Below are 25,229 nucleotides of genomic sequence, written 5' to 3' on the forward strand. Positions count from 1 at the left end.
CCTCTCTGGACGGCTCCCGTCTCTCTGGACGGCTTCAAGGATGCTGACGGCTTCGAGCCTAGCGGGACTCCTGGTCCTCCGCGACAGTCCGACCGGACGGTCCGCGGCCGCCCGCGACGGCGCCGAGGACACCGTTCACGAAGCCGGCCGAGTCGTCCGTGGAGAGCGACTGCGCGAGCTCGACGGCTTCGGCGATCGCGACCGCGTCGGGGACCTCCGGGTTGAACCGGAGCTCCCAGACCCCCATGCGCAGGATGCAGCGGTCGAGCACGGGCATGCGCGCGATCGACCAGCCCTGCGCGTGGTCGGCGATCACGCCGTCGATCTCGTACCGGGCCTCGTCGATGCCCGTGACGATCTGCCGCGCGTAGTCCCAGCTGGAGGCACGCTCCGGCTGGTCGAGGTGGCGGACCGTCTCGGTCGCCAGGACGTCCGCGATCGGCAGCTCGCGCACCTCGGCTACGTAGAGCATGTCGAGGGCGCGCTTCCGCGCCTTGGAACGAGCACTCATCCGGTCAGCGCCTAGTCGTTGACGCGGCCGAGGTAGTTGCCGTCACGCGTGTCGACCTTGACCTTCGTGCCGCTCTCGAGGAACAGCGGGACCTGGATCTGGTAGCCCGTGACGATCGTCGCCGGCTTGGTGCCGCCGGAGGAGCGGTCACCCTGCAGGCCCGGCTCGGTCTCGATCGTGGTGACGATCGAGGTCGGGAGCTCGACGTAGAGCGGGTTGCCCTCGTTCATCGCGATGGTGACCTGCGCGGACTCGAGCAGGAAGTTGCGCGCGTCACCGACGACGGCCGCCGGGACGTTGACCTGGTCGTAGGTGTCCTGGTCCATGAAGACGTACGAGTCGCCGTCCTCGTAGAGGTACTGGAAGTCGCGACGGTCCACCACCGCGGTCTCGATCTTCGCGCCCGCGTTGAAGGTGCGGTCGACGACCTTGCCGGAGACGACCTGCTTGAGCTTGGTGCGCACGAAGGCGCCGCCCTTGCCCGGCTTCACGTGCTGGAACTCGACGACCGACCAGAGCTGCCCGTCGATGATGAGAACGGCGCCGTTCTTGATGTCAGTGGTACTCGCCATTGGTCTTCCGTTCGATGGTGTTGTGAAGGAGTCCGGGCTCGTGGAGCCCCGGACGAGTGTAGCGGACGGGCTACTGCCGTCGGCGCGCGAGCCAGGCGTCGATCGCTGCCCAGGCGAGCAGGACGACGCAGGTGCCGCCGAGCAGGGCGCCGGCCACGAGCGTGCTGATCACCGCGGTCGGTCGCGCGGGCGTCGCCAGGTACACCACGGCCAGGAGGCCCGACCCGGCTCCCAGGAGCACGAGCAGCACCCGACGGATCATGCCCGACACCGTCTGCCGGTCCCGTCGATCGCTGAGCAGGCGGATGTTCACCGACAGACGGCCGGCCTCGACCGCCTCGGTGATCTTGTCGATGCGTCGTGGGAGCCGACGTGCCGAGGTGACGAGACCGAACAGTTCGCGCACCAGCACGTTCCGGATCGCGGCCGGACGGAGCTGGTCGCGGATCTGCTCCGCAGCCAGGCCGCGCGACTCCTCGAGCAGGTCGAACGACGGGGTCAGCGTGCGGAGCGTGCCCTCGAAGATCGCCAGGGCCCGGGCCGCCGCCACGAAGTCCGCCGGCGCACGGAGGCGGTACCGCCCGAACACCGCGACGGCGTCGTCGACCGTCTCGACCCCGATCCGTGCGCCCGGACCGAGCTCCTCCGCGACGAAACGGGCCATGTCCCGACGGAAGTCGGACTCGTCCTCGGCGTTGCGGACCGAGGCCATCCGGAGCACCGCGTCGGCGATGCGCGAGGTGTCGTCCTGCAGGTAGGCGGCGAGGAGTTCCTGGACCGTGTCCCGGAGACCCGGGTCGAGCCTCCCGACCGAGCCGAAGTCGATGAGGGCGGGCCGACCGTCGGGCAGCACCAGGACGTTCCCCGGGTGCAGGTCCGCGTGGTAGACCCCGTCGAAGACGACCTGGCGCAGGAACGAGCGCAGGATCGCCCGCATCGGCTCGTCGAGGTCACGGTCCGAGCGCTCGGCCCGGATGGCGCTGAGCGTGTCCCCCTCGAGGAACTCCATCACGAGCACGCGACGGCTCGACAGGTCGCGGTACGGCTCCGGGAACCGGACCTCGTCGGGTCGGGCGCTGCGGGCCTGGGCGGCACGGAGGGACTCGAGGTTGCGGAGCTCGGCGGAGAAGTCCACCTGGCGGATCAGGTCCGCACCGTACTGCTCGGCGACCTGCACCACCCCGAGCTGTCGGGCCTGGGCGGAGGTCCGGGTGAGGAACCGCACGACGCGGAGCGCGATGTCGACGTCCCGCCGGACGGCTGCGTCGATGCCGGGGCGCTGGACCTTCACGGCAACCGCGGTGCCGTCGGTGAGCCGGGCGCGGTGCACCTGCGCGATCGAGGCCGCGGCGACCGGTTCCGGATCGAACGACGCGAACACCTCGGACACCGGCGCGCCGAGCTCGGCCTCGAGCAACGACGCGACCTCGACCGGGTCCGCGGGACGGACGCCCCGCTGCAGGTGCGCGAGACCCTCGGTCCACTCCTCGGGCAGCAGGTCGTCGCGCGTGGACAGGAGCTGACCCATCTTCACGAAACCGCCGCCCGCTTCCTCCAGTGCCCGGCGCAGGTGGTCCGCCTGGTCACGGCGCAGGTCGGCGGTGGCCGGGTCCCGGGAGAAGTCCAACCGACGGAACGGCAGCAGCGCGTGTCGTCGGGCGATCCCGAGCACCTCGGTGAAACGGCGGCCGCGGCTGCGGAGACCCGAGGGCTCCTGGCGCTGCTGGGTGGAGAAGTCGCTGAGGCGGGGCGGGTTCGGCACGCCGTCAGTCTGCTCCGCGGGCCTGGGGCCGACCGGGGTACAGCCCTCAGGCACCCACCTCCTGGTAGGCGGTGAAGAGCAGGTGGTCCTCCGGTCCCTCGAGCGTCACCGGCTTGCCGACGGCATCGAGGATGATGAACCGGAGCATGCCGGCGCGGGCCTTCTTGTCGCGGCGCATCGTCGCCAGGAGGCTCTGCCACCGGCCGAGCGGGTAGGTCGTCGGGAGCGACAGCGAATCCAGGATCGAGCGGTGCCGGTCGACCGTGGCGTCGTCCAGGTGCCCGGTGAGGCGTGCCAGCTCGGCGGCGAACACCATGCCGACCGCCACCGCCGCACCGTGTCGCCACTGGTACCGCTCGGCGTGCTCGATGGCGTGGCCGAGGGTGTGCCCGTAGTTGAGCACCTCGCGGCGGCCCTGCTCGGTGAAGTCCTCGGACACGACCTGGGCCTTCAGCTCGATCGCGAGTTCGACCACGCGGCGGAACTCCGGCGTCGTCGGGTCGGTCACGCGGTCGACGTCCGCCTCGATCACGTCGAGGATCTCCGGCACGGCGATGAACCCGGCCTTCACGATCTCGGCGAAGCCCGCGAGGATCTCGTTCCGTGGCAGGGTGCGGAGGAGGTCCAGGTCACCGACCACGGCGCGGGGGGCGGCGAAGGCCCCGACCAGGTTCTTGCCCTCGTTCGTGTTGATGCCGGTCTTGCCACCGACGCTCGCGTCGACCAGCCCGAGGACCGTCGTCGGCATCGACAGGTACGGCACACCGCGCAGCCAGGTGGCGGCGACGAAGCCGGCGAGGTCGGTGACGGCACCGCCGCCGAGGCCGATCACGGCGTCGGTGCGGGTGAAGTCCGACTGCCCCATGACCTGCCAGCAGAACGAGGCGACCTCGATCCGCTTCGCGGCCTCGGCGTCGGGCACCTCGGCGATGAGGGCCTCGAGTCCCGCGCCGACGAGCAGCTGACGGAGGTCCTCGGCGCGGGCACCCAGGGTCGGGGCGTGCACGATGAGGACCTTCGCCACTCGCGGACCGAGCAGGGCAGGGACCGACGCGAGCAGGCCGTTGCCGACCGCGACCACGTAGCCGTCCTGGCCGCCGACGCGGATCTCGGTGGTGCCCTCGGGCAGGGTCGACTCGGTCACGGTGCTCCTTCGTCGGAGGTGGGGGGAGGTGGGGTGCGGGTGCCGGCGGGTGCGCTGTCGCGGACCCAGGTGACGACGTCGTCGGCGACCCGGGACATGGGTCGGCGCGAGGTGTCGAACACCACGTGGGCGAGCTCGGCGTACGTCGCCGCCCGCTCGTCCAAGATCGCCTGCCAGGCGTCGATGCCACCCGAGGCGATGAGCGGGCGGTCACTGCCGGCGATCCGCGCGGCGACCGCCTCGGCCGTGACGGTCAGGAGCACGACGTGCGCGCCCGCAATTGCGGCGCGGGTCTCCGGGTGCATGACCGCTCCCCCGCCGACCGAGACGACGCCGCCGATCTGCACGGCGCGACGGACCGCCGCGGCCTCGAGTTCCCGGAAGGCCGGCTCGCCGCGTTCGGCGAAGAGCTGCGGGATCGGACCGTGTTCGCGTGCGATCACCCGGTCGGTGTCGGTGAACGGCACGCCCAGGGCCTTCGCGACCCGGCGCCCGACGCTCGACTTGCCGGCACCCATCGGCCCGATGACGACGACGGGCGGGACCGCGGCCCCGGCCTGGACTGCCCCGGGCGGGACGTCGGCCCCGGTCACCAGGCGGCGGTCTGCGCGGACGACTCGGTGCGACGCGTCCGGAGCGTGTCCGGGATCGCGGCGAGGTAGCCCTCGAGGTTGCGCTTGGTCTCGGCGACGCTGTCGCCACCGAACTTCTCGAGCACGGCGTCGGCGAGCACGAGTGCCACCATCGCCTCTGCCACGACCCCGGATGCCGGCACCGCGCAGACGTCCGAGCGCTGGTGGTGTGCGGCCGCGTCCTCGCCGGTGACGACGTCGATGGTCTGCAGGGCGTGCGGCACGGTGGCGATCGGCTTCATCGCGGCACGGACGCGGAGCACGGTGCCCGTGGACATGCCGCCCTCGGTCCCGCCGGCGCGGTCGGTCCTCCGGACGATCTCGCCGTCCTCGCGCTGGAGTTCGTCGTGGGCGGCTGAGCCACGTCGGGCCGCGGTCGCGAAGCCGTCCCCGACCTCGACGCCCTTGATCGCCTGGATCCCCATGATCGCCGCCGCCAGTCGGGCGTCGAGACGACGGTCCCACTGCACGTGCGAGCCGAGCCCCGGTGGGACGCCGTAGAACAGGACCTCGACGACGCCGCCCAGGGTGTCGCCGTCCTTCTTGGCCGCCTCGACCTCGGTCACCATGCGCTCGGAGGTCGCGGGGTCGAAGCAGCGCAACTGGTCGTTGTCGAGGCGGTCGACGTCCTCGGGCACGGGCAGTGCTGCGTCGTCCGGCACCCGGACGGTCCCGACCTGCAGGGTGTGCGCCACCGAGGTCATGCCGAGTTCGGCGAGGAAGGACTTCGCGACGGCGCCGAGGGCGACCCGCGCGGCGGTCTCACGGGCGGACGCGCGCTCGAGGATCGGCCGGGCCTCGTCGAAGCCGTACTTCTGCATGCCGACCAGGTCGGCGTGCCCGGGCCGCGGACGAGTCAACGGTGCACCTCGGCCACGCGACGCGTCGGTCTGCTCGACGGGCTCGGGGTTCATCACCTCGACCCACTTCGGCCATTCGGTGTTGCCGATGCGGATCGCGATGGGGCTGCCCATCGAGAGGCCGTGTCGGACGCCGCCGGACAGGTGGAGCTCGTCCTGTTCGAACTTCATGCGCGAGCCACGCCCGTAGCCGAGCTTGCGGCGCGCGAGGTCGGCGCGGATGGACTCGTACGACACCGGGACGCCGGCCGGGAGGCCTTCCATCATGGCGATCAGTTCGGGTCCGTGGGACTCACCAGCGGTCAACCAACGAAGCATGACGACATCCTCCCACAGCGACGGGCGGCGGCCGGTGTACTGCGAGGTGCACCGACCGCCGCCCGTCGCGCGAGGTCCTGCTGGTGGTCCGACCGACTACTGGTAGGCGGGGTGAGCGCGCAGCCAGGCCTGGAACCGCTGCACCGCCTGCTCGTGCTGCGCGAGGGTGTCCGAGAACACGGTCTCACCGCTCTGGAGGTCGACCGTCACGAAGTAGTGCCAGTTGCCGGTCGCCATCTTCGTCACCGCGTTGATGGCGAGGTCGCCCGGGTTGGAGATCGGTGCGGGCGGCAGCCCCTCGTGCTGGTAGGTGTTGTACGGGTTGGACCCGTCCGCACGTTCGGCGTCCGTCGTCGTCACACGGTGCGTGTTGCCCGTGCCGTACGCCACCGTCGCGTCGGACTGCAGGAGCATGCCGTCGTCGAGTCGGTTCTGGAAGACCCGCGCGACCTTCGGGTAGTCGGCTGCGAGGCCGGCTTCCTTCTGCACGAGCGACGCGAACACGACGACGCGCTCCTGATCGGCGGCGGCGACACCGGCGGTCTCCAGGTGCTGCTTCATGGTGTCGACCATGGTCTGGAAGTACTGCTGCGCCGTCCACTTCGGGTTGATCGGGTAGGTGGCCGGGAACAGCCAGCCCTCGAGCGTGGTCACACCGGACGGCAGGCCGTACGCGGAGACGTCCTTCGCTGCAGCCTCGACGTCGGCCTTGCTCAGCCCGGCCTTCGAGACCATGCCGGCCTCGATGTCCTGCAGCGCCGTGCCCTCGGGGATCACGATCGACGGGTCCTCGACCCGGTTGGCCTTGTCCTGCAGCGCCGTCAGCGCCGCCTTCGAGCTCATCTTCTTCTTCAGCGAGTACGAGCCGGGCTGGAACTGCACGTTCGGCGACGAGAGCAGGAGCTGGTAGAAGACCTTCGAGGTCTTCACCACGCCGCTCCGCTGCAGCGTCGCGGCGACGTCCTCGCCGATGTCACCGTCCTTGATCGTGATCGTCACCTTCGAGGTGCCGTCGCCGGTGTAGTCGTCGCTCTCCTGCGACCCCGAGATCGCGCTGGCGATGGCCTGGATCTTCGGCGCCGCGAAGTTGTAGGCGACCGCACCGCCGGCGACCACGATCGCCACGATGACGATCCCGGCGATGAGAGGCCCCTTGCGGCGCGGCGGACGCTCGTCGCGCGGCGGTCGGGAGGCTCCCCCACGTCCGCCACGTCGCCCGCCACCGTCGCCACCGAGGCCACTCCCGCCGCCGGTGTCACCGGCACCACTCGTGCTCGCCGGGGCGTCGCCGTCCACGGGGTCGCCGTCCGGGCCGTCGCCGACCCGCTCGGTGCCGTCCGGGAGAGGCGTTCCGCCGCCGACGCCCTGCCAGGTGCCGCGTCGTCGGGGCTGCTGCCCGTGGTCGTCGTCGAGGTCGTCGGCCGGGCCACCGTCGGCCGGGCCGCCGTCGGCCGGTGCCGCGGTGCCGGGGACCGGACCGCTGTGCAGCGAGCCGCCGAGGAGGGCGTGCACGTCGGGGTGGACGTCGTCGCCTGTGGGAGCGGCGCCGACGCCGGGACGGGGGGCGGGCCTCTCGGCAGCGTCGGGACGCTGGTCCCCGTCGTCGTCGGGTCGGGCGGCGGTCGGATCGACGGCGTCGTCGGCCGATGCCGCCGCTGCGGCTCGTGCACGCGCAGCACGGGCTTCCCGACGCGACAGCGGCGGGTCGTCCGTGGGCGTCTCGGTGGGTCCCTCGCCTCGGCGGGTCCCCGTGCGGTCACGGCGTTCGGCGTCGCTGCCGGTCGCGATGATCGCGTTCCAGTCCAGATCGTCTGCCAACGGTCCTCGGTCTCTCGGTCGGGAACCCCGCGCGGCTCCGGTCCGCTGGGGCGGGTCCGGGAGGGCAGCTGTCAGGGGAGTTCGGCCCCGGGTGGGGCGCCGGCTGCGCGCTCGTGGTCGAGCGCATGTTGCAGAATGATAACAGCGGCCGCTTGGTCGATCACGGCCCGCGACTTCTTCGTGTTCTTCCCCGCCTGGTGGAGCCCGCGCTGCGCCGTGACCGTCGAGAGTCGCTCATCGACGAGCCGGACCGGCCGGTGCGCCGCGATCCGGGCGGCGAAGTCCCGGGCGTCGGTCGTGGAGGGGGTGTCCCCACCGGACATCGAGAGCGGGAGCCCGACGACGATCTCGAGGACGTCGTACTCCTCCGCGATCGCCAGGATCCGCCGGAGGTCGGCCGAGTCGTCCCGACGGACGGTCTCGACCGGGGTGGCGAGGAGCCCGTCGCGGTCGCACACCGCCACCCCGATCCGGGCGCGGCCGACGTCGATGCCGAGCCGGCGCCCGGAGCGGACCGCCACCGTCAGGCCGCGATGCGGTCGGACACGGCGCGGAGGGCCGCGGGAAGCGCCGACGCGTCGGTGCCACCGCCCTGCGCGAGGTCCGGCTTGCCGCCGCCGCCACCGCCGAGGACACCGGCGGCCTCCTTGGCGAGCGGCCCCGCCTGGACACCGGCGGAACGGGCGGCGTCGTTGGTCGCGACGATGACGACCGGCTTGCCGCCGACGACTGCACCGAGCACGACCACGGCGGCGTCGGAGCCGAGCTGGCCCCGGACACCGGTGGCGAGGGCACGGAGGTCGTCGCCGGAGGACAGCCCGTCGACCACCTGTGCGACGAGCGCCACGGCACCCACGCGCTCGGCGGTCCGGGCGATCGCCGGCACGCGCTGCTGCAGGTTCGCCGACTCGAACTCGGCGATGCGCTTCTGGGCCGTCTTCAGGTCCTCGAGCAGCGACTGCACACGGCCCGGGAGGTCGTCACGCGGCGCCTTGAGTGCGCTCGAGAGCTGGGACACGATGGTCCGCTCGACGGCGAGCTCGCGGAAGCCCTCGAGGCCGACGAGCGCCTCGACACGGCGGTTGGTCGACCCGACGCTGGACTCGCCGACGAGGTTGACGAGGCCGACCTGGGCGCTGGAGGCAACGTGGATGCCACCGCAGAGTTCACGGGACCAGGGGCCGCCGATGTCGACCATGCGGACCTCGGCACCGTACTTCTCGCCGAACAGCGCCTGGGCCCCGAGGGCCTTGGCGTCGTCGATCGGCAGGATGCGCGTGGAGACCTCGAGGTCGGAGCGGATCGCGGTGTTCACGACCTCCTCGATCTCGGAGCGGGTCTCGAGCGACACCGGCTGGCTCCACGAGAAGTCGAGGCGCATGTAGCCGGCCTTGTTGTACGAGCCGGCCTGCAGTGCCTCGGGGCCGAGGACGTCGCGGAGCGCCGCGTTCACCAGGTGCGTGGCCGAGTGGGCCTGGGTCGCACCACGGCGGTACTCGGCGTCGACCAGGGTCGTCGCCGGGTCACCGACACCGACCTCGCCGGAGCGCACCTGGACGGTGTGGCTCCAGAGGCCGGGCACCGGACGCTGCACGTCGAGCACCTCGAGGTCGAAGCCGTTGCCGACGATCGCCCCCTGGTCGGCGTCCTGGCCACCGGACTCGGCGTAGAGCGAGGTCTCGCCGAGGATGACCTCGGCGATGTCGCCGACGACCGCGCGGTCGACGCTCCGGCCGTCGACGATGAGGCCGAGGACCCGGCTCTCGGCCTGCAGGGCGTCGTAGCCGAGGAAGACGGTCTCCCCCGCGGCACGGAACGCGCTGTAGACGCTGAGGTCGGCGAGGGCGGTCTTCTTGCTCTTCGCATCGGCCTTGGCACGCGAGCGCTGCTCCGACATGAGCGTCTCGAACGCGGAACGGTCGACGTGGACGCCCGCCTCCTCGGCCATCTCCATGGTCAGGTCGATCGGGAAGCCGAACGTGTCGTGCAGCAGGAAGGCGGTGTCCCCGCCGATCGACGGACGGCCGTCCTGCTTGGCGCGGTCGACGGCGACGTCGAGGATCGTCGTGCCCTGCGCGAGCGTGCGGAGGAACGTCTCCTCTTCCGCGTAGGCGATCCTGGCGATGCGGTCGTACTGCTCGCCGACCTCGGGGTAGGCGTCGCGCATGGCGTCGCGCGACGCCGGGAACAGCTGGGGGAAGGTCGCACCCTCGACCCCGAGCAGCCGCATCGCGCGCACGGTGCGACGGAGCAGGCGACGGAGGATGTAGCCACGACCCTCGTTGGACGGTGAGACACCGTCGGTGATGAGCATGAGCGCCGAACGGACGTGGTCCGCGATGACGCGCATCCGGACGTCGTCCTCGTGGTCGGCACCGTAGCGGCGGCCCGAGACCTCGGCCGCCTTGTCGAGGACCGGGCGGACCTGGTCGATCTCGTACATGTTGTCGACGCCCTGCTTGATGAAGGCGACGCGCTCGAGCCCCATGCCGGTGTCGATGTTCTTGTTCGGCAGCTCGCCGGTGATCTCGAAGTCGTACTTCGACCGCACGTCGGCGATCTGGTACTGCATGAACACCAGGTTCCAGATCTCGACGTAGCGGTCGTCGTCGGTCGCGGGACCGCCGTCGACGCCGTACGCCGGGCCACGGTCGAAGAAGATCTCCGAGCAGGGGCCGGCCGGACCGGGCTGCCCCGTCGACCAGTAGTTCGTGTCCTTGCCGAGGCGCTGGATGCGGTCGTCCGGCAGCGTCGAGTGCCGCTTCCAGAAGTCGATCGCCTCGTCGTCCTCTTCGTAGACGGTGACCCAGAGGTCGTCCGCCGAGAAGCCGAGCCCGCCGTCGGACTCCGGGTCGGTCAGGAACTCCCAGGCGTACTGGATCGCCTGCTCCTTGAAGTAGTCGCCGAACGAGAAGTTGCCGTTCATCTGGAAGAACGTGCCGTGCCGCGGGGTCTTGCCGACCTCTTCGATGTCGTTGGTGCGGATGCACTTCTGGACGCTCGTGGCGCGGGGGTACGGCGCCGGGATGAGCCCGGTCAGGTACGGGATGAACGGCACCATGCCGGCCACCGTGAACAGCAGCGACGGGTCGTCCGAGACGAGCGACGCGGACGGGACGACGGTGTGGCCGCGGTCACCGAAGAACTGGAGCCAACGACGGCGGATCTCTGCGGTCTGCATGGTGCTTCCTGTAGGGCGTGTGGCGGGGACGGGAGGCTCGGAGCGAGTCAGGTGGGACGGTGCGGCAGGCGGACCCAGCGTCCGGAACGGGGCTGCGTCAGTCCGTGTGGGCGGTCGGGCGCAGCTCGGCTCCGCGTGAGCGGTACCCCTCGGCCACCGCGCCCGTGAAGGCCTTCGCGCGGGCGTCGACCTGGGCGAGGAGGTGTGCGGCGGACGGCGTCCGGCTGACGCGCTGCGCGGCGACGAAACCGATCATCACGCCGACGGCGACGAAGAACAGCTGCTTCACGATGCCTCCCTCTCGGGCACGCCGGGGCGTGCGTCCGACAAGCGTAGCGCGGGCACGAAGAACGGCGGGCCGCCCTCCGAGGAGGACGACCCGCCGTTCACACAGGCGCTGGGATCAGCGGGCTGCGTAGTACTCGACGACGAGCTGCACTTCGCAGGTCACGGGGACCTCGGCGCGCTTCGGGCGACGGACCAGGCGGGCCTGGAGCTTGTCGATCTCGACCTCGAGGTAGCCCGGGACCTTCGGGAGGACTTCCTGGTGGCCACCGGCAGCGGCGACCTGGAAGGGCTCGAGCGACTCGGAGCGCTGCTTGACGTGGATCAGCTGGCCCTCCTTGACGCGGAAGGAGGGGCGGTCGACGAGCTTGCCGTCGACCAGGATGTGGCGGTGCACGATCAGCTGGCGGGCCTGCGAGGTCGTGCGGGCGAAGCCGGCGCGGAGCACGAGGGCGTCCAGACGCGTCTCGAGGGTCTCGACGAGGTTCTCACCGGTCAGACCGGCCGCCTTGCGGGACTCTTCGAAGACGATGCGGAGCTGCTTCTCGCGGATGCCGTACTGGGCGCGCAGACGCTGCTTCTCACGGAGGCGCACCGCGTAGTCGCTGTCCTGACGACGGCGGGTACGACCGTGCTCACCGGGGCCGTAGGGGCGCTTCTCGAGGTAACGGGCCGCCTTCGGCGTCAGCGGGATGCCGAGCGCGCGAGACAGGCGGGTCTTGCTGCGGGTGCGTGACTTGGTAGACACAGGGTCCTTTTCTCTGTACTGAACTGAAGGTGTCACGGGTCTCGGAGCGCGCACGCGCCGACGGACCCCGTGACGGGATCCAGAGGGATGAGCCTGTGGGATCGGGCGGCTACAGCCCGAACCTCTGCCCCCGTGCCGGTCAGGTCCGTTCAGGACGTGTCCGACACTGTGTCCTCGACGCAGCCGCACGCGAGGACCAGGACGTAGGCCCGTCAACGATAGCAGCATCCGGTCCCGATGTGGCCCTCACGGCACCCGCGCGTCGCACCCGGGGGTCAGTCGCCGCGGATGATCCCGCGGAGCCGGTCGAGCCGCGGGCCGATCTCGCGCTCGAAGCCGTTGCCGGTCGGTGTGTAGTACTCGGTGCCGTCCAGGGCGTCGGGCAGGTACTGCTGCGTCGCGACCCCGTGCTCGGCGTCGTGCGAGTAGACGTACCCCTTGCCGTGTCCGAGCCGCTTCGCTCCGGCGTAGTGCGCGTCGCGGAGGTGGTTCGGCACGACACCCATCCGGCCGGCCTTGACGTCGGCGACGGCCTGGTTGACCCCGTTGTACGCCGCGTTCGACTTCGGCGCGGTCGCCAGGTAGACGACGGCCTCGGCGAGCGGGATCCGGCCTTCGGGCATGCCGATCAACTGCACGGCCTGTGCGGCTGCGACGGCGATCGGCAACGCCTGCGGATCCGCCATGCCGATGTCCTCGGACGCCGAGATGATGATCCGTCGGGCGATGAACCGCGGGTCCTCGCCGGCCTCGATCATCCGCGCCAGGTAGTGCAGCGCCGCGTCGACGTCACTCCCCCGCACCGACTTGATGAAGGCGCTGATCACGTCGTAGTGCTCGTCGCCCTGCCGGTCGTACCGGAGGAGTGCTCGGTCCACCGCCGCGGCGACCGTGTCGGCGTCGACGACCGGGGCGGTGCCGGCCGCACGCTCGTCGTCGTCCTGGGCCGCCACCGCGGACGCCGCCGCTGCCTCGAGCGCGGTGAGGGCCCGGCGGGCGTCACCGGAGGCCAGACGGACGATCGCGGCCCGCGCTTCGTCACCGAGGACCACCGCACCACGCAGGCCCCTGGCGTCCTCGACCGCGCGGTCGACCAGCATGCCGAGGTCGGCGTCGGTCAGCGGCTTGAGCGTGAGGAGCAGCGAGCGCGAGAGCAGCGGCGAGATGACCGAGAAGGACGGGTTCTCGGTCGTCGCGGCGATGAGGATCACCCAGCCGTTCTCGACCCCGGGCAGCAGGGCGTCCTGCTGCGCCTTGCTGAACCGGTGGATCTCGTCGAGGAACAGGACCGTCGTCGCCCCGTAGAGGTCCCGGTGCGTCAGGGCCTTCTCCATGACCTCCCGGACGTCCTTGACACCGGCGGTCACCGCGGACAGCTCGACGAACTCACGGCCGGACTGCCGGGCGATCGCCTGCGCCAGGGTCGTCTTGCCGGTGCCGGGCGGGCCCCACAGGATCACCGAGACGCCGCCGGGGCTCTCCCGCGAGCCGGTCGCCAGCTGCACGAGCGGCGATCCGCGTCCGAGGAGGTGCTGCTGACCGGCCACCTCGTCGAGACTGGTCGGGCGCATGCGGACGGCCAGCGGTACCGAACCCTGGGCCAACCCGGTCCGGCCACCCGTCGTGGGCGCGTTCATCCCCGACCGGTCAGTTGCCATGCGTCGATCGTAAGCGCCAGCACCGACGGGCCGGTGACGGGCGAACCGGTACGCTCGTCGGACACCGCGACGAGAGGTCAGAAGAGCACCGTGGCACCGAAGAACCAGAGCCGTGAAGCCCGCGAGCGACTCCGTCTCTACCAGGCCAGACAGGGCCTCCACGAGCGTCAGCGTCGACGTCGTGTCCGTGACAACGTCATCGGGGCCGGTGCCCTCGTCCTCGTCGCCGCCCTCGCCACCGGGTCACAGCTGGTGCACGCGTCGACGCGGGATGACGACCGCGCCTCCACTCCGGCCAGCGCGACCTCCACGGCCACCCCGACGGCGTCGGCCAGCGCGACCGCCGGCAACACCGGCGACGTGCCGAGCAAGCGCATCGCACAGGGCACGACGTGGACCGGCACGCTCACGCTGAACAAGGACATCCGCCTGGGCATCGAACTGGACGGGGCGAAGGCCCCGCAGGCCGCGAGCGTCGAGATCGACCTCATCCGCAAGCAGTTCTACGAGGGCACGAAGTGCCACCGCCTGGCCGACAGCACCGGCTTCCACTTCCTGCAGTGCGGATCGGCGAACGGCGACGGCACGGGCGACGCCGGGTTCCAGTACGGACCGCTCGAGAACGTGCCGAGCGACGGCACCTACGCGAAGGGCACGATCGCCATCGCTCGCGGCGCGACCCCCGCGTCCCAGACGACGCAGTTCTTCATCGTGACGGACGACACCACGCTCGACCCGTCGACGGGCGGCTACACGGTGGTCGGCAAGGTGACCAGCGGGCTGTCGGACCTCGTGTCGAAGGTGACGTCGAAGGGCATCGCCGACGCGGGTTCCGACGGGTCCGGTGAGCCGAAGGTGGCCACCGAGATCACCGGCGCGACCATCGCGGAGCAGAAGTAGTCCACAGCGAAAGCGCACACGCCCGTCGTACGGCGCGGCGGTGCAATAGGCTGACGACCTGACCGTGCCGACGGTGACGTCGGTGATGCACGACCACGATCGAGGCGAGACCTGTGGCATCTGACGAAGCAACGACCTGGGGCCGGGTTGACGAGAACGGGACGGTCTACGTCCGGTACGAGGACTCGGAGCGGGTCGTGGGTGAGTACCCCGACGCCTCCGCGGAAGAGGCGCTGGCCTACTTCGCCCGCAAGTACGCGGACCTCGAAGGCCAGGTGAAGATCGCGGAACAGCGCGTCAAGGGCGGCGCGTCCGCCAACGACGTCGCCCGCACCGTCGAGCACCTGCGCAGCCTGGTGGCCGAAGCCCGCGTCGTCGGCGACATCAAGTCGCTCGAGGACCGCATCGGCGCCCTGACCGACCAGGTGGGCTCGCTCACCAAGGAGCAGGCCGCCCAGGCGCAGGCCGCCCTGACCGAGGCGCTGGCCCACCGCACCGCCCTGGTGGAAGAGGCCGAGGCACTCGCCGCGGTGGACCCCGCCCGTGCGCAGTGGAAGCAGGTGACCGCGCAGCTCGACGACGTGTTCGCCCGGTGGCAGCAGCACCAACACGACGGGCCCCGGATCCCGAAGAACGACGCGAACGACCTCTGGAAGCGGTTCCGCACCGCCCGCTCCACGGTCGACCAGCACCGTCGAGCCTTCTACTCGGAGCTCGACTCGCAGCACCGTGACGCCCGGGCGCGCAAGCAGGAGCTGGTCCAGCAGGCCGAGGCGCTTGCTCCCCGCGGTTCCGACGCCATCCCGGCCTACCGGGAGCTGCTCGACGAGTGGAAGAACGCCGGCCGCGCCGGCAAACGCCACGACGACACGCTCTGGGCACGCTTCAAGGCAGCCGGCGACGTCCTCTTCGAACAGCGCCATGCCGAGAACACGGCCGAGAACGAGGAGTACTCGGCCAACCTCGAGGCGAAGCTGGCACTCCTGACCGAGGCCGAGCCGATCCTGCAGATCACGGACCGGGTCGCCGCGCGCAAGGCCCTCACCGACGTGCAGCGCCGCTGGGACGAGATCGGACGGGTCCCCCGCGCCGACGTCCGTCGCGTCGAGGACCGCATCCGTGCGGTCGAGGACCACGTGCGCAGCCTCGAGGACACCCACTGGAAGCAGTCCGACCCGGAGCGCAAGGCCCGTCAGACGGGTCTGGCCAGCCAGCTCGAGGACGCGATCGCCAAACTGCAGTCGGAGCTCGCCGACGCGCAGGCGACCGGCGACGCCCGCAAGATCAAGGACGCGCAGGAAGCGCTCGACGCCCGCAAGATCTGGCTCGACGCGCTCGGCGGCTGAGCACGAGCTGCACCGACGAACGCCCCGCGACCAGATCGGTCGCGGGGCGTTCGCGTTGCGCTCGTGTGGATCGGACCGAGCAGACCAGGCGCTGACGATCAGGCGCGGACGATCACGCGCGGACGATCAGGCGGAGACGGGCATCCCGAGGAGCAGTCGGATGTCCAGGTCGTCCTGTCGCATCTGGGCGGCGAGTTCGTCCATGCCGCGGAAGGCGACCATGCCCCGGACGTAGGCGACGAACAGCACCGAGATCGTCTCGTCGTACAGGTCGAGGTCGACGTCGAGCAGGTGGGCTTCGATCTGCTTCGCCGGGACTCCCTCGAACGTCGGGTTGTTGCCGACCGAGACCGCGGCCGGGTACGTCACACCGTCGTGCAGCACCCGGGCGGCGTAGACGCCGTCAGCGGGCACGAAGCCCTCGCAGGCCGGCGCGAGGTTCGCCGTCGGGTACCCCATCGCGCGGCCGCGCTGGTTGCCGTGCACGACGACGCTCCGGACGGCGTGCTCACGACCGAGCAGACGAGCGGCCTCGGCGACCCGACCGACGGACAGGAGTTCGCGGATCCAGGTCGACGACACGCGTCGCTCCCCCACCGACCGGACGTCGTCGGCCAGGTCCACGTCGTCGATGAGCTCGACCTGGAAGCCGTGCCGTTCGCCGAGCTGTCGGAGCAGGGTGACGTCCCCGGCACCGCGGGCACCGAACCGGAAGTCGCTGCCGACGAAGACGAGCTTCGCGTGCAGGGTGTCGACGAGGATCTCGGACACGAACGCCTCGGCCGGCTTCGCCTGGAGCGCCGAGTCGAACCGGAGCAGCAGCGTCGTGTCGACACCGACCGCGTCGAGGAGTTCGCGCCGCTGGGCCGTGCTGGTCAGTGCCGGCGGCACACGCAGCGGGTCGATGACGTTGAGGGGGTGCTGGTCGAACGTGACCACCGTCGAGACGAGACCGCGGGCCCGTGCGGCGTCCTCGAGATGGGCGATGACGGCGCGGTGGCCGACGTGGACACCGTCGAACTTGCCGATGGTGACCGCGCTCGGACCGAAGTCGTCGGGGACGTCGGCGACGTCGTCGTAGAAGTGCATGCGCAGGTCCTCCGTCCTCACTCTGCAGACGCCACGGACGCGGCGGCCCGGTGGTGCTTGCGGAGCCACCAGAGTCCGGCGATCGGCAGCACGAGCGGGGCGAATGCGTAGCCGAGGCCGTAGTACGACCAGATCGTGTCGTCCGGGAACAGCTGCCGATCGAGCAGTGAGAGCGTCCCGATCACGAGCACACCGGTCATCTCGAAGACGATCGTCACGCAGGCGACCCGGTACCAGGCGCGGCCCGGCACGATGAGGGCGACCATGGCGACGATGTACACGACGGCGGCGATGGCGCTGAGCGTGTACGAGAACGGCGCGAACGAGAACTTCTCCGCGATCTGCACGATGCTCCGGCCGGTCGCGGCCAGGGCGAGGATGCCGTAGACGGCGATCAGGACCCGTCCGACACCGCTCGCCAGGGTCGACGTGCGACGGCCCCGGGCCGGGCGGTCGGTTCCTGCGGAGGACTTGATCACCATTGCACCGATCCTACCGACCGTCGCAGCGTCCCGAGCACGGGGAGCGGGCCGCGGACGACGTCGCCGGGGACGTCCGGACAGGAGGGCCGGCGTCAGTTCAGCGCGAACCAGATCTGGTACATCCGGTACACCATCACCGCTGCGGTGAAGGCCCCGGCGCCGAGCACGACGGTGCTCCAGCGCGTCCGGTCGACGAGCGCCCAGACGATCGTCGCCGGCGGGACCAGGACCACCGACACCGCGTAGACCCAGAACTCGAGCACGTTGCCCTGCGGCGGGTTCCCGACCGCCGGGGCGACGAGCGAGACCACCAGCTGCGCGAGGAGCAGGAGTTCGACGAGCGCGAGCCCGCCGACGGTGTAGTCGTTCGGCTTCCGTCCGATCAGGCCGAGCACGACCGCGGCCAGCCCGATGACGCACGCGATGCCGAACTGCACCCACATGAACCACTCGATCACGTGTTCGCTCCTGTCGCGGTCGGGAAGTTCGTGATGACCCGGAGCTGTCCACGCCGGACGGCGACGAGGCCGACGAGCCGGTCGGCACCCGTGGCGATCGCCGCGACCGGGCCGTCGGTGTCGGGGTGGTCCGCAGTGATCCGCTTGCCGTCCCCGAGGTCCTTCGCCTGGGCGCCGTCGAGCTGCACGACCGGGAACAGGCGACGGGCGACGTCGGTCGGTCGGGCGAGGGCGGCGCGGACGTCGACGGCGTCGTCTTCGAGGTCGACGGCGTCCTCGACCGCGAACGGGCCGACGACGGTCCGACGGAGTGCGGTGAGGTGGGCGCCGGTGCCGAGGGCGGCGCCGACGTCGCGGGCGAGCGCACGGATGTACGTACCGGACGAGCACGAGACGACGACGTCGAGGTCGATCACGGCGACGTCGGCCCCGTCCACCGAGACGACCCGGTCGGCTCGGCCCCGCACGTCGAACCGGTCGACGGTCACACGTCGGGCCTTGAGCGTGACCGCCTCCCCCTTGCGGGCCAGGTCGTAGGCACGTCGACCGTCGACCTTGATCGCGCTGACCGTCGACGGCACCTGGTCGATCGGACCGCGGAGCGCCGCCACGGCAGCTTCGATCGCGTCGTCACTCACCGTGCCCGCGGGGGCACCGTGGGCCGTGATCGGGTCACCGTCGGCGTCGTCCGAATCGGTGCCGACACCGAGCCGGATGGTGGCCGTGTAGGTCTTGCCGAGGCCGACGAGATGCGTCAGGAGGCGTGTCGACGGACCGACGCCGAGGATCAGGAGCCCGGTCGCCATCGGGTCCAGGGTCCCGGCATGTCCGATCTTCTTGAGGTCCAGGCGTCGTCGGGCGATCGAGACCACGCGGTGGCTCGAGATGCCCTGCGGCTTGTCGACGAGGAGGATGCCGTCGGGCGGGGTCACGAGCACCGGACGAGACTAGCAGCGGCATCGCGGCACGGCGCCAGTCAGCAGGCGTCGTTCCACTCGCGTCGGGGGTGCTCCGGGTCCGTGACGTCGAGCACCGCGGAGGCGGCGATCTTCACGTCGGCCCGCCGCTCGAGCCGGCCGGTCTCCTGCTCGACCCACAGGGACCACCGCCACAGGGTGCGGGTGCTCGGCGCGAGGAGCCCGTGGCCGTGCACGACGAGCACGCCCTCACCGGCCCCGGTCGTGCGGAACGGGGTCACCAGGTCGTTCCGCAGCGTGTCCACGTCGGTGGACGGGGCAGCCGCAGCCATGGCCTGGACGCCGTGCTGCTCGAAGCCCGCGACGAGCGCCGCCGCGACGTGTTCGAGGTCGGTCCCGTCCTGGCCGTCGACGGCGATGACCGTCCGGTTCGTCCCGACCTGCGCGACCACCTCGCTCGCGATCGCGGCCATGGTGTCGATCTCCTGCGGTGCCCAGCGTGCCATGCCACCACCGTAGGCTGTCGTGGTGAACGTGGGCAGAGCCTCCAGTCCGTCCGTGGACGACGCGACGATCCACAGGGCTGCGGCGATCTCGTCCCCCTTGCTGGCCTGGTACCGCCGGGAGGCTCGTGACCTGCCCTGGCGTCGTGTCGGCTTCCCGGCCTGGGGCACCCTGGTCAGCGAGATCATGCTCCAGCAGACGCAGGTCGCGCGGGTCGTCCCCCGACTGGAGGCGTGGCTCACCCGGTGGCCGACCCCCGCGGACCTCGCGGCGTCGCCCCCGGCGGACGCGGTGCGTGCCTGGGACCGGCTCGGCTACCCGAGACGGGCCCTCGCCCTGCACGCGGCCGCGACGGTCATCGCCGAACGGCACGGCAACGTCGTCCCCCGTGACGTCGACGACCTCCTGGCCCTCCCCGGGATCGGGGACTACACCGCCCGGGCCGTCGCGGTCTTCGCGTACGGCGACCGGCACCCCGTCGTCGACGTCAACGTCCGGCGTGTCCTGGCACGTGCCGTCCTCGGCCAGGGCGAGCCCGGGCCGGCGAAGGCCAAGCAGGACCTGCCGCTGATGGAGGCGACCCTGCCGGCCGACCGCGACGACGCCGCGGCGACGAACGCGGCGGTGATGGAGCTCGGAGCACTCGTGTGCGTCGCGCGGTCCCCCGCCTGCGACGCCTGCCCGATCGCGGACCGCTGCGCCTGGCGAGCGGCCGGGTACCCGGAGCACGACGGACCGCGCGCGCCGAAGCAGTCCCGGTTCGCCGGGAGCGACCGACAGGTCCGCGGGATGATCATGGCCGAACTGCGGGCGAGCGACGTCCCCGTCACGCCGACGGAGATCGCGATGGTGTGGCCGGATGCCGGTCAGCGGGACCGGGCGCTCGCGTCCTTGCTGCGTGACGGACTCGCCGAGGGCGACGACCTCGAGGGCTACCGACTGCCGCGCGGCTGACCCCCTGGCGCCTCCGGCCTCGCACACGTGCGAGCACCTGCCACACCAGAGCGCCCGCCGCGCGCCAGTGCGCCTGCCACGCCAGAGCGCCTGCCACACGAGAACGCCCGCCACCGGGGTGGTGGCGGGCGCTCTCGTGGTCGATCGGGTGTCAGACGCGAGCGTCGGGCCCGGACGGCGCTGTGCCGTCCACGTCCTCGTCCCCGTCCTCGTCGTCGTGCTTGTACGGGTCGGCATCGCCGGCGTAGGTCGCACCGACCGCCGCCTGCTGGACCTGCAGGTCACGCATCTGGGCCTGCGCGAGCAGATCCTCGAGGTGCGCCGACGTGTCCGGCAGGGCGTCGGCGATGAACTCCAGCGACGGGGTGAGCCGCGCCGTGATGTTCTTGCCGACCTCGGTCCGGAGCATGCCGGTCGCGGCCTTCAGCGCCGCGGCGGAGTCCGCCCGCTCCTCGTCGGAGCCGTACACGGTGTAGAAGATCGACGCGTGCTGCAGGTCCCCCGTGACTCGAACGTCGGTGATCGTGACGAAGCCGAGCCGCGGGTCACGCAAGCCCTTGTCGAGTCGGCGGGCGACGACTTCCTTGATGCGGTCCGCCATCTTGCGGGCACGCTGCGGGTCAGCCATGGGTTCCTCCTTGCGGAACGGGGTGAGGCCCCGCCTCTCCCGTTCGGGAGAGGCGGGGCCCAGGGTACTCAGTGCGATCAGTCGCGCGGCTTCTCGACCAGTTCAGTGGTCTCGATCTCATCGCCGGGCTGGATGTCGTTGAACTTACCCAGACCGATACCGGCCTCGTAGTCCGTGCGGACCTCGGTGACGTCGTCCTTGAAGCGACGGAGCGACTCGATCGCCAGTCCGTCGGCCACGACCACACCGTCACGGATGACGCGCGCCTTGGCGTTGCGCGTGATCGTGCCGGAGCGGACGATGACACCCGCGATGTTGCCGAACTTGGAGGAACGGAACACCTCGCGGATCTCCGCCACACCCGACTGGACCTCTTCGTACTCGGGCTTGAGCATGCCCTTGAGCGAGTTCTCGATGTCCTCGAGTGCGTTGTAGATGACCGAGTAGAAGCGGACGTCGATGCCTTCACGGGCAGCACGCTCGCGGGCCTTGACGTCCGGACGGACGTTGAAGCCGACGACGATCGCGTTGTCGATCGTGGCGAGGTCGATGTCCGACTCCGTGATCGCACCCACACCGCGGTGCAGGATGCGCAGCTGGACACTGTCGTCCACCTCGATGTCGAGGAGCGACTGCTCGAGTGCCTCGACGGCACCGGAGACGTCACCCTTGATGATGAGGTTGAGCGAGTCGACCTTGCCCTCTTCGAGCGCGCGGGTGAAGTCCTCGAGCGAGATGCGCTTGCGGGCCTTGGCCAGCTGGGCGTTGCGCTGCGCGGCTTCACGCTTCTCGGCGATCTGACGGGCAGTGCGGTCGTCCTCGGTGACGAGGAACGTGTCACCGGCGCGGGGCACCGACGACAGACCCTGCACCTGGACCGGACGGGCAGGCGTCGCGGCCTCGACCAGGTTGCCGTTCTCGTCGGCCATCGCACGGACACGGCCGTACGCCGTGCCGGCGACGATCGCGTCACCGACGTGCAGCGTGCCGGACTGGATGAGGACGGTGGCGACTGCACCACGGCCCTTGTCGAGCCGTGCTTCGATCGCGACGCCTCGGGCGTCCTTGTCGGGGTTCGCACGCAGGTCGAGACCGGCGTCCGCGGTCAGCAGCACCGCGTCCAGGAGGTCCTGGATGCCGATGTTCTGACGGGCGGACACGTCGACGAACATGACGTCGCCGCCGTACTCCTCGGCCACAAGGTTGTACTCGGTGAGCTGCTGACGGACCTTGGCCGGGTTCGCCCCGTCCTTGTCGATCTTGTTCACCGCGACCACGATCGGCACACCGGCCGACTGGGCGTGGTTCAGCGCCTCGATCGTCTGCGGCATGATGCCGTCGTCCGCCGCGACCACCAGGATCGCGATGTCCGTCACCTGTGCACCACGAGCACGCATGGCCGTGAAGGCCTCGTGACCCGGGGTGTCGATGAAGGTGATCGGGCGTTCGATGCCCTCGTGCTCGGTGACGATCTGGTACGCGCCGATGTGCTGCGTGATGCCGCCGGCTTCACCCTCGACGACCTTGGAGTTCCGGATCGCGTCGAGCAGTCGGGTCTTACCGTGGTCGACGTGACCCATGACGGTGACGACCGGGGGACGCTGCTGCAGGACGGAGTCGTCCTCGTCGGCGTACTCGGCGTCGATGTCGATGTCGAAGCCCTCGAGGAGCTCCTTGTCCTCGTCCTCGGGCGAGACGACCTGGATCTTGTAGCCCAGCTCCTCGCCGAGGACCTCGAAGGTCGCCTCGTCGAGGGACTCGGTCGCGGTCGCCATCTCACCGAGGTGGAACAGCACCGTCACCAGGTTGCCGGGGCTCGCGTCGATCTTGTCCGCGAAGTCCGAGATGCTCGCACCGCGACGGAGTCGCACGACCGTGTTGCCGTCACCACGCGGGACCTGCACGCCGCCGAGCGACGGTGCCTGCCGCATCTCGTACTCGGCGCGCTTCGTCCGCTTCGACTTGCGGGCACGGCTCTTGCCGCCACCACGACCGAACGCACCAGCGGTACCCCCACCGGGGCCACGGCCACGGCCGCCACCACCTGCGGGGCGCGGGCCGGTGAACGCGGGACGGGCGAAGCCGCCACCTGCGCCGGCACCGGCACCACCGGGACGGTTGAAGCCGCCGCCGGGGCCACCACGGCCGCCGCCACCCTGGCCCGGGCGCTGCCCGAAGCCGTTCGGACGGTTGTTCTGGCCGGGACCACCGGGGCGCGGAGCACCCGGACGGGGCGCACCGGGACGCGGCGGCTGAGGACGCGGGATGCCGTTGCCGGCACCGGCGGCCGGGCGCTGGCCCATGCCCTGGTTGGAGGCGAACGGGTTGTTGCCGGGGCGCGGCGGACGTGCGCCCATGCCCTGGCTCGACGCGTAGGGGTTGTTGCCGGGACGGGCTCCGGGCTTCGGCCCACCGGGCTTCGGGGCGGAACCGGAACCGGACGGCTTGGTGCCGCCGGGCTTCACGGCGTCGCTGGGACCGGAGTCCTGCTGGTCGCCGTCGGTCTGCTGCGCAGCTGCCTGCTGCTCAGCGGCCTTCTGCTCGGCCGCGGCCTTGCGTGCTGCCTCGGCCTCGGCCTGCCGCTGCGCGACGGACTTCGGGGCGGCGGGAGTCGGCGCACCGTCGACCGGCTGGGCCGCGGGTGCTTCCTCGACGACGGGCTCGGGCGCCGGGGTGGGGCGCTTCGGGCCGGGCTTGGGGCCACCGGGCTTCGGCGCACCGGAACGCGGTGCCGCGGGAGCCTTGGCGGCGGGGGTCGCCGGAGCGGACGACGCGGACGCGCCCTCTGCCTGCAGCGCTGCACGGAGCTTCCGTGCGACGGGGGGTTCGATGCTCGAGCTCGGGCCCTTGACGAATTCGCCGAGTTCCTTGAGCTTCTCCATTGCGGTCTTGCTGTCGACGCCGAGCTCGCTTGCGATCTCGTGTACGCGTGGTTTCGCCACTGTTCTCCTTCACGGGTCCCACCCCGTCAAGGGGCAGGACTCAATGGTTGACGGGTCTCATTTCGAGCCGCTCATCAGTTGTCCATAAGCCGTTCAGCCTGTTCTGTCATGTCCTGGCGCTCGGGAGCTGTGCTGTTCGGGCCATCGGGCCCCAGCCCAGCGAGGTACTCGCGCACCGCGGACGTGTCGGGATCACGCTCCAGCCGGAGCGCACGGCGGAATGCCCTGCGCTTGACGGCCAGTTCGTACGCTTCGACGGTCGGTGTGAGCCATGCACCCCGGCCCGGCATGACTGCCTTCGGATCCGCTACCACGGAACCATCGCTGCGAGCGACGACACGGAGGAGGGAGGATCGGGTTGCGCGACGACGACTGCCGATGCACGTTCTGACGGCGTCCACTCTACTCCTTGACTCCGACGACCGCGATCCGGCGCGCCCGAGGCCTCTCGCCACGAGCGAACCGGACCGCGCCGATGGGGGTGCTGCTCAGTCGTCACCGTCGAGGATCGAGTCCGGCTGGATGTCGATCCGGGCACCGGTCAGCTTCGCGGCGAGACGGGCGTTCTGCCCCTCCTTGCCGATCGCGAGCGACAGCTGGTAGTCCGGCACGAGTGCGCGGACGGCCTTCGTCGAGGCGTCGAGCACGAACGCGCTCGTGACCTTCGCGGGCGACAGGGCGCTGGCGACGAAGGTGGAGAGGTCCGAGGACCAGTCCACGATGTCGATCTTCTCGGCACCGAGCTCGTTCGTCACCGCACGCACGCGGGCGCCGAGTTCGCCGATGCAGGCGCCCTTTGCGTTCACGCCGGGCTCGTTCGCCTTGACCGCCATCTTCGTGCGGTGCCCGGCTTCGCGCGCCAGCGAGGTGATCTCGACGACACCGGAGGCGATCTCCGGGACCTCGAGGGCGAACAGCTTCCGGACCAGGCCCGGGTGCGTCCGCGACACGGTGATCTGCGGCCCCTTGTGGCCACGACCCACGCTCGTCACGTAGACGCGCAGGCGGGTGCCGTGCGCGTAGGTCTCCCCCGGTACCTGCTCTTCGGGCGGCAGGATCGCCTCGACGGTGCCGAGGTCGACCATCACCATCTTCGGGTTCGGTCCCTGCTGCACGATGCCGGCGACGATGTCGCCTTCCTTGCCGCGGAACTCGCCGAGGATCTTGTCGTCGCCGATGTCGCGCAGACGCTGGTTGATGACCTGCTTGGCGGCGAACGCCGCGATCCGGCCGAAGTCGCTCGGCTGATCGACGGACTCGCCGATGACGTTGTCGTCCTCGTCGCGTTCGGGCACGAACACGGACACTTCGCCGGACTTGCGGTCCAGCTCGACCCGGGCCTGGGCGTCGACGGGTTCGTCGTTCTCAGCGCCGTGCTTCTGGTAAGCGGTCAGGATGGCAGATTCGATGATCTGGACGAGCTCGTCGAACGGGATCTCCCGCTCACGCTCCATGAGTCGCAGGACTGCGAGGTCGATCTTCACCGAGGTGCCTCCGTATTCAGATGAGTCACTCCCGCG

24 protein-coding genes are annotated in these 25,229 nt (G+C 70.9%); 3 read left to right on the forward strand and 21 right to left on the reverse strand.

Annotated features, from left to right (window positions below; genetic code table 11):
• Positions 1–58: 58 nt before the first annotated feature.
• The 12 genes from nusB to DEJ24_RS03170 all read right to left on the reverse strand — a co-directional run bounded on the left by nusB (position 59) and on the right by DEJ24_RS03170 (position 13,489).
• Positions 59–511 (reverse strand): transcription antitermination factor NusB, encoded by a 453-nt coding sequence (nusB, locus tag DEJ24_RS03115; protein ID WP_111043760.1) that lies wholly within the window; start codon positions 509–511, stop codon positions 59–61.
• An 11-nt stretch (positions 512–522) separates the two neighbouring features.
• A complete protein-coding gene (gene efp / locus DEJ24_RS03120; protein WP_110902182.1) occupies positions 523–1,083 on the reverse strand; it encodes an elongation factor P in 561 nt (186 codons plus the stop codon).
• 70 nt (positions 1,084–1,153) lie between these two features.
• Positions 1,154–2,845, reverse strand: coding sequence for an AarF/ABC1/UbiB kinase family protein (locus tag DEJ24_RS03125; RefSeq protein ID WP_111077231.1), 1,692 nt, complete (start codon positions 2,843–2,845; stop codon positions 1,154–1,156).
• 46 nt (positions 2,846–2,891) lie between these two features.
• A complete protein-coding gene (aroB, locus tag DEJ24_RS03130) occupies positions 2,892–3,989 on the reverse strand; it encodes a 3-dehydroquinate synthase (RefSeq protein WP_375334685.1) in 1,098 nt (365 codons plus the stop codon).
• On the reverse strand, positions 3,986–4,507 hold the full coding sequence (locus tag DEJ24_RS03135; protein WP_111077361.1) for a shikimate kinase: 522 nt from the start codon (positions 4,505–4,507) through the stop codon (positions 3,986–3,988). Before DEJ24_RS03135 ends, aroB begins: the two co-directional genes overlap by 4 nt.
• Positions 4,508–4,578: 71 nt before the next feature.
• Positions 4,579–5,799 (reverse strand): chorismate synthase, encoded by a 1,221-nt coding sequence (gene aroC, locus DEJ24_RS03140; RefSeq protein ID WP_111077232.1) that lies wholly within the window; start codon positions 5,797–5,799, stop codon positions 4,579–4,581.
• Positions 5,800–5,895: 96 nt separating this feature from the next.
• Positions 5,896–7,617: an endolytic transglycosylase MltG gene (gene mltG, locus DEJ24_RS03145; protein WP_111077233.1), complete on the reverse strand. Its 1,722-nt coding sequence runs from the start codon at positions 7,615–7,617 to the stop codon at positions 5,896–5,898.
• Positions 7,618–7,688: 71 nt separating this feature from the next.
• Positions 7,689–8,138, reverse strand: a complete 450-nt coding sequence (gene ruvX / locus DEJ24_RS03150; RefSeq protein WP_111043763.1) for a Holliday junction resolvase RuvX — start codon at positions 8,136–8,138, stop codon at positions 7,689–7,691.
• Positions 8,139–8,140: 2 nt separating this feature from the next.
• Complete coding sequence (alaS, locus tag DEJ24_RS03155; RefSeq protein WP_111077234.1) at positions 8,141–10,798, reverse strand: alanine--tRNA ligase; 2,658 nt, start codon at positions 10,796–10,798, stop codon at positions 8,141–8,143.
• 97 nt (positions 10,799–10,895) lie between these two features.
• Complete coding sequence (locus tag DEJ24_RS03160; RefSeq protein ID WP_111077235.1) at positions 10,896–11,087, reverse strand: hypothetical protein; 192 nt, start codon at positions 11,085–11,087, stop codon at positions 10,896–10,898.
• Positions 11,088–11,201: 114 nt separating this feature from the next.
• A complete protein-coding gene (gene rpsD / locus DEJ24_RS03165; RefSeq protein WP_110902175.1) occupies positions 11,202–11,831 on the reverse strand; it encodes a 30S ribosomal protein S4 in 630 nt (209 codons plus the stop codon).
• 275 nt (positions 11,832–12,106) lie between these two features.
• Positions 12,107–13,489 (reverse strand): replication-associated recombination protein A, encoded by a 1,383-nt coding sequence (locus DEJ24_RS03170; RefSeq protein WP_375334686.1) that lies wholly within the window; start codon positions 13,487–13,489, stop codon positions 12,107–12,109.
• A 90-nt stretch (positions 13,490–13,579) separates the two neighbouring features.
• Between DEJ24_RS03170 and DEJ24_RS03175 the strand changes: the two genes are divergently transcribed.
• Complete coding sequence (locus DEJ24_RS03175; protein WP_111077362.1) at positions 13,580–14,389, forward strand: peptidylprolyl isomerase; 810 nt, start codon at positions 13,580–13,582, stop codon at positions 14,387–14,389.
• A 113-nt stretch (positions 14,390–14,502) separates the two neighbouring features.
• Positions 14,503–15,735 carry a DUF349 domain-containing protein gene (locus DEJ24_RS03180; protein ID WP_111077237.1) on the forward strand — a complete coding sequence of 411 codons (1,233 nt, stop codon included), beginning with the start codon at positions 14,503–14,505 and terminating at the stop codon, positions 15,733–15,735.
• 126 nt (positions 15,736–15,861) lie between these two features.
• Here DEJ24_RS03180 and DEJ24_RS03185 read toward each other — a convergent pair whose 3' ends face one another.
• The 5 genes from DEJ24_RS03185 to DEJ24_RS03205 form a co-directional block, all read right to left on the reverse strand.
• Positions 15,862–16,824, reverse strand: coding sequence for a bifunctional riboflavin kinase/FAD synthetase (locus DEJ24_RS03185; protein WP_110902172.1), 963 nt, complete (start codon positions 16,822–16,824; stop codon positions 15,862–15,864).
• Positions 16,825–16,841: 17 nt separating this feature from the next.
• Positions 16,842–17,306, reverse strand: coding sequence for a hypothetical protein (locus DEJ24_RS03190; protein WP_111077238.1), 465 nt, complete (start codon positions 17,304–17,306; stop codon positions 16,842–16,844).
• Positions 17,307–17,398: 92 nt separating this feature from the next.
• Positions 17,399–17,764 (reverse strand): hypothetical protein, encoded by a 366-nt coding sequence (locus DEJ24_RS03195; RefSeq protein WP_111077239.1) that lies wholly within the window; start codon positions 17,762–17,764, stop codon positions 17,399–17,401.
• Positions 17,761–18,702 (reverse strand): tRNA pseudouridine(55) synthase TruB, encoded by a 942-nt coding sequence (gene truB, locus DEJ24_RS03200; protein ID WP_111077240.1) that lies wholly within the window; start codon positions 18,700–18,702, stop codon positions 17,761–17,763. Before truB ends, DEJ24_RS03195 begins: the two co-directional genes overlap by 4 nt.
• A 38-nt stretch (positions 18,703–18,740) precedes the next feature.
• Positions 18,741–19,187 carry a hypothetical protein gene (locus DEJ24_RS03205; protein WP_111077241.1) on the reverse strand — a complete coding sequence of 149 codons (447 nt, stop codon included), beginning with the start codon at positions 19,185–19,187 and terminating at the stop codon, positions 18,741–18,743.
• 52 nt (positions 19,188–19,239) lie between these two features.
• Between DEJ24_RS03205 and DEJ24_RS03210 the strand changes: the two genes are divergently transcribed.
• Positions 19,240–20,139, forward strand: a complete 900-nt coding sequence (locus DEJ24_RS03210) for an A/G-specific adenine glycosylase (RefSeq protein ID WP_375334687.1) — start codon at positions 19,240–19,242, stop codon at positions 20,137–20,139.
• Between the two features lie 151 nt (positions 20,140–20,290).
• Here the strand turns inward: DEJ24_RS03210 and rbfA are convergent, their stop codons facing one another.
• From rbfA to nusA, 4 genes are all read right to left on the reverse strand, one after another.
• Positions 20,291–20,767 (reverse strand): 30S ribosome-binding factor RbfA, encoded by a 477-nt coding sequence (gene rbfA, locus DEJ24_RS03215; protein WP_111077242.1) that lies wholly within the window; start codon positions 20,765–20,767, stop codon positions 20,291–20,293.
• A 77-nt stretch (positions 20,768–20,844) separates the two neighbouring features.
• Complete coding sequence (gene infB / locus DEJ24_RS03220; RefSeq protein WP_111077243.1) at positions 20,845–23,709, reverse strand: translation initiation factor IF-2; 2,865 nt, start codon at positions 23,707–23,709, stop codon at positions 20,845–20,847.
• A 74-nt stretch (positions 23,710–23,783) separates the two neighbouring features.
• Positions 23,784–24,164 carry a YlxR family protein gene (locus tag DEJ24_RS03225; protein ID WP_309146911.1) on the reverse strand — a complete coding sequence of 127 codons (381 nt, stop codon included), beginning with the start codon at positions 24,162–24,164 and terminating at the stop codon, positions 23,784–23,786.
• 33 nt (positions 24,165–24,197) lie between these two features.
• Entirely contained in the window at positions 24,198–25,193 is a 996-nt protein-coding gene (gene nusA / locus DEJ24_RS03230; protein ID WP_111043773.1) for a transcription termination factor NusA, read from the reverse strand.
• Between the last annotated feature and the right edge of the window lie 36 nt (positions 25,194–25,229).

It is taken from the genome of Curtobacterium sp. MCPF17_001 (assembly GCF_003234615.1).
In the GTDB taxonomy this organism is placed as follows: Bacteria; Actinomycetota; Actinomycetes; order Actinomycetales; family Microbacteriaceae; genus Curtobacterium.

What these genes read in the sequence shown, in the direction of transcription:
- nusB (WP_111043760.1), bottom strand. Translation starts at nt 511, where the DNA reads ATGAGTGCTCGTTCCAAGGCGCGGAAGCGCGCCCTCGACATGCTCTAC.
- efp (WP_110902182.1), bottom strand. Translation starts at nt 1,083, where the DNA reads ATGGCGAGTACCACTGACATCAAGAACGGCGCCGTTCTCATCATCGAC.
- DEJ24_RS03135 (WP_111077361.1), bottom strand. Translation starts at nt 4,507, where the DNA reads ATGGGTGCCGGCAAGTCGAGCGTCGGGCGCCGGGTCGCGAAGGCCCTG.
- aroC (WP_111077232.1), bottom strand. Translation starts at nt 5,799, where the DNA reads ATGCTTCGTTGGTTGACCGCTGGTGAGTCCCACGGACCCGAACTGATC.
- alaS (WP_111077234.1), bottom strand. Translation starts at nt 10,798, where the DNA reads ATGCAGACCGCAGAGATCCGCCGTCGTTGGCTCCAGTTCTTCGGTGAC.
- DEJ24_RS03170 (WP_375334686.1), bottom strand. Translation starts at nt 13,489, where the DNA reads ATGGCAACTGACCGGTCGGGGATGAACGCGCCCACGACGGGTGGCCGG.
- DEJ24_RS03185 (WP_110902172.1), bottom strand. Translation starts at nt 16,824, where the DNA reads ATGCACTTCTACGACGACGTCGCCGACGTCCCCGACGACTTCGGTCCG.
- DEJ24_RS03190 (WP_111077238.1), bottom strand. Translation starts at nt 17,306, where the DNA reads ATGGTGATCAAGTCCTCCGCAGGAACCGACCGCCCGGCCCGGGGCCGT.
- DEJ24_RS03205 (WP_111077241.1), bottom strand. Translation starts at nt 19,187, where the DNA reads ATGGCACGCTGGGCACCGCAGGAGATCGACACCATGGCCGCGATCGCG.
- rbfA (WP_111077242.1), bottom strand. Translation starts at nt 20,767, where the DNA reads ATGGCTGACCCGCAGCGTGCCCGCAAGATGGCGGACCGCATCAAGGAA.